Genomic DNA, 7,655 nt, shown 5'->3' on the forward strand with positions numbered 1-7,655 from the left:
AAGTGGCTCGGCTGGCTGTGGCTCGACCCGGCCGTCGCCATCGCCGGCTCGGTACTGATCGGCTGGTGGGCCTGGGGACTGTTGAAGAGCACCGGGCTGGTGCTGCTCGACGCATCGGACGACACCAGTCTCGAAGCCGAGATCGTGCAACGGATCGAAGCCGACGCGGACAACCGTGTCGCGGATCTGCGACTGTGGCGCATAGGCGGTGATCAACGCGCCCTGATCCTGTCGATCGTGACGCACCAGCCGCGTTCCGCCGAGCACTACAAGGCACTGTTGAGCGGCATGACAGGCCTCGAACACGTCACCATCGAAGTGTTCGTCTGCCAGGACGAACCCTGTGTCACGCACGCGAGAACCTGATCCGGGGCACGATTGCTCTAGAATTCCGCGTTTCGCCAGAACGATACGAGGGGGGAGACAGTCATGAAGCCGGATCTCGCGGTGCCGGGCAAGCGCGTGCTCATCACGGCCGGGGCAGGCGGCATAGGCCGCGCCATGGCCGAGACGTTTGCGGATGCCGGTGCCCGCGTCCACATCTGCGACGTGGACATGAAGGCACTGGAAGCGCTGCGTGCGGCACGGCCGGCCATCACCAGCACGGTATGCGACGTTTCCGACTTGAAGCAGGTCGACGCGCTGTTTGCCGATGTCAAGCGCATCCTGGGCGGCCTCGATGTCCTCATCAACAACGCCGGCATCGCCGGGCCCACGGGCAAGATCGAGGACATCAGTATCGAGGATTGGGAACGCTGCATCGCCATCGATCTCAACGGCATCTTCTACTGCACGCGTCTCGGCATGCCGATGATCAAGGCAGCGGGCGGCGGCAGCATCATCAATCTGTCGTCCACCGCGGGACGACTCGGTTTTCCGCTGCGCTCTCCGTATGCCGCGGCCAAATGGGGCGTGGTCGGCCTCACCCAGAGCCTGGCGATGGAAGCCGGTCCCGACAAGGTCCGCGTCAACTGCATCCAGCCCGGCATCGTCGAAGGCGACCGCATCGATCGCGTGGCAGCGGCGAAGGCGCAGGCCTTCGGCATCAGCGTCGAGGAGCAGAAGAAACGCATGGTGGCCGATGTCTCGATGCGCATCATGGTGAGCGCCCAGGACATCGCCAACATGGCCCTGTTCCTCGCCTCCGACGCCGGCAAGCACGTGAGCGGGCAATCGCTGCCCGTGTGCGGTAACGTCGAAGTGCTGCGCTAAAATGAAACAGCCCCCACGCTCTCTTCGTTCGCTGCCCCCCAAAGGGGCGCGTCAGCGCCTTCGGGCGGCCGGGCGGCGCTGACATGGAACAGATCGCCATCATCGGTGCCGGCCTCATCGGTCGCGCGTGGGCCATGGTCTTCGCGCGCGCGGGCCACGCCGTCAAGCTGTGGGACAGCGCGCCCGGCGCCGTGGACCACGCGCTCAAGTTGATCGGGGAAGGCCTGGCCGAGTACCGATCCTTCGGCCTCATGAGCGAAGCGCCTGCGGTCGTGGCAGCGCGCATCTCAGGTGCGCCGACTCTCGCCGCTGCACTCCAGGGTACGAAGTACGTGCAGGAAAACACTTCCGAACGGGAGGACGTCAAGCGCCAGGTGTTCAGCGACCTCGACGCGCTGGCCGCACCCGACTGCATTCTCGCTTCGTCGACGTCGACCATCGAGACCTCGCGCTTCGCCGGTCACGTGCCCGGCAAGCATCGCTGCCTGGTGGCCCATCCGGTTAATCCGCCGCATGTGATTCCGGTAGTGGAACTGTCGCCTGCACCCTTCACCGACCCGCAGGTGGTGGAACGCGCGCGCCTTCTGCACGAACGCGCCGGTCAGGTGCCGATCATCGTGAAGAAAGAGATCGAGGGCTTCATCCTGAACCGCCTGCAGGCGGCATTGCTGCAGGAATCGTGGCGGCTCGTGGACGAGGGTTACGTGAGCGTCGAGGATCTCGACAAGTGCATCCGCGACGGTCTGGGCTTGCGCTGGGCCTTCATGGGTCCGTTCGAAACCATCGACCTCAATGCACCCGGCGGCGTCACCGACTACGCCAAGCGCTACGGCCCCAAGATGCAGGGGATGATGCGCGGTGTCACCTACCGCCCCTGGGACGATGAACTGGCCGGCCGCATCGAAGCCGAGCGCCGCGAGCGCATGCCCCAGAGCGAACACGCATCACGCGAAGCCTGGCGCGACCGCCGCCTGATGGCGCTGGTGGCGCACAAGCGCGACCAGGACAAGAAACACCGATAGCCCTTTCCGGAGAGATCCATGGCAGCCCAACGCAAAGTCATCATCACCTGCGCCGTAACCGGCGCGATCCACACGCCTTCGATGTCACCCTATCTGCCGATCACGCCCGACGAGATCGCGGAAGCGGCCATCGGTGCAGCCAAGGCCGGAGCGGCCATCGTGCACCTGCACGCCCGCATGCCCGAGGACGGCCGCCCCACGCAGGACCCGGACATGTTCCGGCGCTTCCTGCCCAAGATCAAGGCGGCCTCGAACGTGGTGCTCAACCTCACCACCGGCGGGGCGCCGACCATGGCGATCGAGGAGCGCCTGCAGCCGGCGCTGCAACTCAAGCCGGAAGTGGCCTCGCTCAGTATGGGCTCGATGAACTTCGGCCTGTACGAGATGCTGAACCGGCACAAGGACTTCAAGTATGACTGGGAGCGGCCCTATCTCGCCGGTTCCGACGATCGCATCTTCAAGAACACGTTCAAGGACATCGCCTACATCCTGGAGTCGTGCAGCGCGAACAACACGCGCTTCGAGATCGAGTGCTACGACATCGGCCACCTGTACACGGCCTCGCACTTCCTCGATCGCGGCATCGTGAAGCCGCCGCTCTTCATCCAGTCGGTGTTCGGCCTGCGCGGCGGCATCGGCCCGCATCCGGAAGACGTGATGCACATGAAGCGCACGGCCGACCGGCTGTTCGGTGACCAGTATCAATGGTCGGTACTCGGCGCCGGCGCCAACCAGATGTACATCGCGTCCATGTCCGCCGTGATGGGCGGCAACGTGCGCGTGGGTCTGGAGGACAGCCTCTGGATCGGCAAGGGCCAGCTCGCCAAGACCAATGCGGATCAGGTGTCGAAGATACGCCGGATCCTCGAGGAACTGGGGCTGGAGATCGCGACGCCGGACGATGCGCGTCAGATTCTGAAGTTGAAAGGCGGGAGTAACGTCAACTTCTGACAACCCGCTGCCCCCATCCCAACCTTCCCCCGGCAAAGCCGGGGGAAGGGGTGTACATCCCCTCCCCCAGCTTCGCTGGGGGAGGGTTAGGGTGGGGGCCAAATCGCGGACACGTCGAATGCCCTCATCATGAAGCACTACAAAATCGCAGCCATCCCCGGCGACGGCATCGGCAAGGAAGTCATCGCCGCCGGCATCGAAGTGCTCGACGCGCTTGCCCAGGCCGACGGCTCGTTCGCGCTCGACTTCGAGCACTTTCCCTGGGGCAGCGATTACTACCTGAAGCACGGCCGCATGATGGACGACGACGGCCTCGCACGGTTGAAGCCCTTCGACGCCATCTTCTTCGGCGCCGTGGGTTCGCTGCAGGTGCCCGATCACATTTCGCTGTGGGGCCTGCGCCTCGCCATCTGCCAGGGCTTCGACCAGTACGCCAACGTGCGGCCGACGCGCATCCTGCCGGGGATCGATCCGCCGCTCCGGCTGAAGTCGCCGGGCGACATCGACTGGATCATCGTGCGCGAGAACAGTGAAGGCGAGTATTCCGGACAGGGCGGCCGGTCGCACCGCGGCCACCCGGAAGAGGTCGCCACCGAAGTCTCGATCTTCACCCGCGCCGGGGTGGAACGCATCCACCGCTTCGCCTTCCAGCTGGCCCGGTCGCGCCCGCGCAAGCTGCTCACCCTGGTCACCAAGTCCAACGCCCAGCGCAACGGCCTGGTGATGTGGGACGAGATCTTCGCCGAAGTGGCACGCGACTTCCCGGACGTGAAGACCGACAAGGTCCTCGTGGACGCAGCCACCCAGCGGATGGTGCTGAAACCGGCTACCCTGGACGTCATGGTGGCAACCAACCTGCACGCGGACATCCTGTCGGACCTCGCGGCTGCACTGTCGGGCAGCCTCGGCATCGCGCCCACGGCGAACCTGAATCCGGAAGGCCGCTTCCCCAGCATGTTCGAGCCGATCCACGGATCGGCCTGGGACATCGAGGGCAAGGGCGTGGCCAACCCGGTCGCGACTTTCTGGACGGCGGTCATGATGCTGGAGCATCTGGGCGAGGCCCGGGCGGCCAGACGGCTCATGCGAGCCGTGGAGATCGCCACCGGCGCCCGCGTGTTCACGCCCGATCTGGGCGGTACGGCGCGCACGTCGGATGTCACCAAGGCGGTCGTCGACGCCGTCAGGGCGCCTTACCATCACTGACGCCCGCCCACTTGTCATACGCGGTCGCCCCGGATGGTTGGCGGCCATGCGGCATTGCGCCAAAATGGAGGCTGCTCCCCCGGGAGGAAGACCATGGACTACAAGGAAGGCCGCCTTCAGCTGGAACAGACGTCAGCCGCTGCTGCACGCAGTGGCGTAACGGCCGTGGAACGCCGCCTGCTGGAAAGCCTGCTCGAGACCGCCGGCAATCCGCCCATCCGCATCCGCCTCTGGGGCGGCGAGGAAATCGTGTGCGGCTCCGCCACGCCGGTCGCGACCATGGTCATCCGCGATCGCGGCGCCCTGATGCGCATGCTGGTGAACCCCGAGGTCTACCCGGCCGACGACTACAGCAACGGCCGCATCGAGATCGAAGGCGACCTCGTGGCATTCCTGGAGCATGTGTTCCTCGGCCTCGACAACCTGCCGGACAAGTCGCTCAAGGCCCGCTTCCTGCGCTGGATGAACAAGCCGCGCGCGAACACGCTGGCGGGCTCCAAGGAGAACATCCACCACCACTACGACCTCGGGAACGAGTTCTACAAGCTGTGGCTGGACACCGCGCGCATGCAGTACACCTGCGCGTACTACCCGCACCCGGGCATGTCGATCGAAGAGGCGCAGATTGCCAAGCTCGATCACGTCGCCCGCAAGCTGGAGCTGAAGCCGGGTCAGGTGGTTTTCGAGGCCGGTTGCGGCTGGGGTGGCCTCGCGCGCCATTTCGCGAAGCACTACGGCGTGACCGTGCGCGCTTTCAACATCTCCCAGGAGCAGGTGAAGTTCGCGCGGGCCAAGGCCAAGGAAGAAGGCCTCGACACCCGCGTCGAATACGTGCTCGACGACTACCGCACCATGCAGGGCGAATGCGACGTCTTCGTCTCGGTCGGAATGCTGGAGCACGTCGGCCTGGACAACTATCCGACCCTGGGCGACGTGATCCACCGCGTGCTGAAACCGCACGGCCGCGGACTGATCCACTCCATTGGCCGCAACAAGCCGGCACCGATGAACGCCTGGACCGAGAAGCGCATCTTTCCCGGCGCGTATCCCGCGACCCTGGCGGAGATGATGCAGATCCTCGAAGGCCACCAGTTCTCGGTGCTCGACGTCGAGAACCTCCGGCTGCATTACGCCCACACGCTGGAAGCCTGGCTCAACCGCTACGAAGCCCACGTGGACGAGGTGCGCAAGATGTACGACGAGCGCTTCGTGCGCATGTGGCGCATGTACCTGGCGGCCTCCCAGGCGTCGTTCCTGACCGGTGCGCTGCAACTGTTCCAGATCGTGTTTGCCCGGCCCCAGGACAACACGATTCCGATGAATCGCGAACACCTGTATCCCCGCTGACCCCTTCCTGCCCAGTCCCCTCCCCCAGCTTTGCTGGGGGAGGGCCAGGGTGGGGGCCAGCAGCATCTCACCTGGAGACTCCTTCGCCCGAATGGACACCTGCGAAATCCTGATCGTCGGTGGCGGCCCCGCCGGCTCCACCTGCGCGCGTTTGCTGAAGCGCGCCGGCATCGACGTGATGATCCTCGACAAGAAGGCGTTTCCGCGCGACAAGATCTGCGCGGGCTGGGTAACGCCGGCGGTGGTGCAGGAACTGGAAATGGACGTCGATGCCTATCGCGCCACCGGCCGCACGATTCAACCGATCACCGCCTTCCGCACCGGCATGATCGAAGGCCGCATCGTCAACACGAAGTACCCCGAAGTCGTGAGCTACGGCATTCGTCGCTTCGAGTTCGATGCCTTTCTGCTCGAACGGTGCGGCGCGCGCCTGGCTCCGCCCGCCCAACTGAAATCGCTCGAGCGCTCAGCCAACGGCTGGATCGCCAACGGCACCATCGAAGCGAAGTTCGTGGTGGGTGCCGGCGGGCACTTCTGCCCCGTCGCCCGCCACATCGGCGCGCAACTTGGCCAGAGCGAGAGCGTCGTGGCCGCCCAGGAAATCGAGTTCCCGATGACCGAGACGCAGAAGCAGGATTGCGCAGCGCTCGGCGAAGCGCCAGAACTGTACTTCTGTCCGGACTTGAAGGGCTACGGCTGGATCTTCCGCAAGGGTGATTTTCTCAACGTCGGCCTCGGCCGCGAGGACAATCACAAGCTGTCCGAGCACGTCGCGGAATTCGTGCGCTGGTTGAAGGCCGAACGCCGTGTACCGCAGGACACGCCCGAGAAGCTGGGCGGTCATGCCTATCTGCTCTACAACCATGCGCCGCGTCCGTTCCTCGGCGATCGCGCGATGCTGATCGGCGATGCGGCAGGACTCGCGTACCCGCAGAGCGGCGAAGGCATTCGTCCCGCAGTGGAATCTGCCATGTTCGCCGCGGAAATCCTCATTGCCGCCAAGGGCGATTACAGCGCGGCGAAACTGGCCCCATACGAAGCGAAGATGCTGCAGCGCTTCGGGGCGCGCCAGACGAAGTCGATGACCGAGCGGCTGCCGGAAGGATTGAAGAAACTTGCCGCTGCCCGGCTCATGGGCAGCGAATGGTTCACCAGGAGCTTCGTGCTGGACGAATGGTTCCTGCACAGGAAGCAGGAAGCGCTGCAGGCCTGAGACGCAGCGGCAGCGTGCGGGGCCCCGATAGGTAGCTGCAACACCCGGTAGCGACCCATGGCAACCGCCAGGCATCGGCTCAACCGCGATCTCCTGTTCGTCGGTGTCCCGGCCGTACTGGTGGTCGTTGTCGCCACCGGACTGACGCTGTTCCTGATGCGGCCGGCGCCGCCGAGCGAGATCGTCATGTCGACCGGCGCCGCCGACGGCACCTATCACGCCACCGCCACGCGATATCGAGACATCCTGGCCCGGGACGGCGTGACCTTGCGGCTGTGGCCCTCGAGCGGCGCGGTCGAGAACCTGCAGCGACTCTCGGATCCTGCGGCAGCCGTGGACGTTGCATTGGTCCAGGGCGGCATCGTCAGCGCGGCACCGCCCGACAGCACGAAGGGCCTGGTCTCGCTGGGCAGCGTCTACAACGAGATCCTGTGGGTGTTTCACCGGGGCGACCGAGCGCTCGACCAGCTGCCTCCGCTCAACGGCAAGATGATCGCCATCGGCGACGCGAACAGCGGGACCGCCGCCCTGGCCATGACCATGCTCGAGGCCACGGGGATCGCGCGACCGCCCACCACGATTCTCAAGGTCGGCGGCAAGGCGGCACAGAATCTCCTGATCTCGGGGAACATCGATGCCGCCTTCTTCGTGGCGAGCCCGCAATCGCCCATCGTTCAGGACCTGCTGTCGCGGAGCGGCATACA

At 65.4% G+C, this 7,655-nt stretch carries 8 protein-coding genes; all 8 read left to right on the plus strand.

The genetic code is table 11. The features are described 5' to 3' along the window. A partial coding sequence (locus K2R93_18800; GenBank protein MBY0491897.1) for a hypothetical protein occupies positions 1-366 on the plus strand: 366 nt, incomplete at its 5' end. Positions 367-429: 63 nt separating this feature from the next. Next, a complete protein-coding gene (locus K2R93_18805; GenBank protein ID MBY0491898.1) occupies positions 430-1,212 on the plus strand; it encodes an SDR family oxidoreductase in 783 nt (260 codons plus the stop codon). An 83-nt stretch (positions 1,213-1,295) separates the two neighbouring features. Further along, positions 1,296-2,234 (plus strand): 3-hydroxyacyl-CoA dehydrogenase, encoded by a 939-nt coding sequence (locus tag K2R93_18810; protein MBY0491899.1) that lies wholly within the window; start codon positions 1,296-1,298, stop codon positions 2,232-2,234. Positions 2,235-2,252: 18 nt separating this feature from the next. After that, the gene (locus K2R93_18815; protein ID MBY0491900.1) at positions 2,253-3,185 is read left to right on the plus strand and encodes a 3-keto-5-aminohexanoate cleavage protein; all 933 of its coding nucleotides are present in this window, start codon (positions 2,253-2,255) and stop codon (positions 3,183-3,185) included. Positions 3,186-3,311: 126 nt separating this feature from the next. After that, on the plus strand, positions 3,312-4,391 hold the full coding sequence (locus tag K2R93_18820) for a tartrate dehydrogenase (protein ID MBY0491901.1): 1,080 nt from the start codon (positions 3,312-3,314) through the stop codon (positions 4,389-4,391). 93 nt (positions 4,392-4,484) lie between these two features. Further along, positions 4,485-5,738, plus strand: coding sequence for a cyclopropane-fatty-acyl-phospholipid synthase family protein (locus K2R93_18825; GenBank protein MBY0491902.1), 1,254 nt, complete (start codon positions 4,485-4,487; stop codon positions 5,736-5,738). Between the two features lie 91 nt (positions 5,739-5,829). Continuing rightward, positions 5,830-6,951 carry an NAD(P)/FAD-dependent oxidoreductase gene (locus tag K2R93_18830; GenBank protein ID MBY0491903.1) on the plus strand — a complete coding sequence of 374 codons (1,122 nt, stop codon included), beginning with the start codon at positions 5,830-5,832 and terminating at the stop codon, positions 6,949-6,951. A gap of 57 nt (positions 6,952-7,008) precedes the next feature. After that, positions 7,009-7,655 (plus strand): hypothetical protein (locus tag K2R93_18835; protein MBY0491904.1); only part of this gene is annotated, 647 nt, incomplete at its 3' end.

The sequence above is a fragment of the Gemmatimonadaceae bacterium genome, assembly GCA_019752115.1.
Lineage (GTDB): Bacteria > Gemmatimonadota > Gemmatimonadetes > Gemmatimonadales > Gemmatimonadaceae > Gemmatimonas.

Bases quoted from the DNA above. Each gene is read 5' to 3' on its own strand.
- K2R93_18810 (MBY0491899.1), top strand. From the start codon at position 1,296: ATGGAACAGATCGCCATCATCGGTGCCGGCCTCATCGGTCGCGCGTGG.
- K2R93_18815 (MBY0491900.1), top strand. From the start codon at position 2,253: ATGGCAGCCCAACGCAAAGTCATCATCACCTGCGCCGTAACCGGCGCG.
- K2R93_18830 (MBY0491903.1), top strand. From the start codon at position 5,830: ATGGACACCTGCGAAATCCTGATCGTCGGTGGCGGCCCCGCCGGCTCC.
- K2R93_18805 (MBY0491898.1), top strand. From the start codon at position 430: ATGAAGCCGGATCTCGCGGTGCCGGGCAAGCGCGTGCTCATCACGGCC.
- K2R93_18825 (MBY0491902.1), top strand. From the start codon at position 4,485: ATGGACTACAAGGAAGGCCGCCTTCAGCTGGAACAGACGTCAGCCGCT.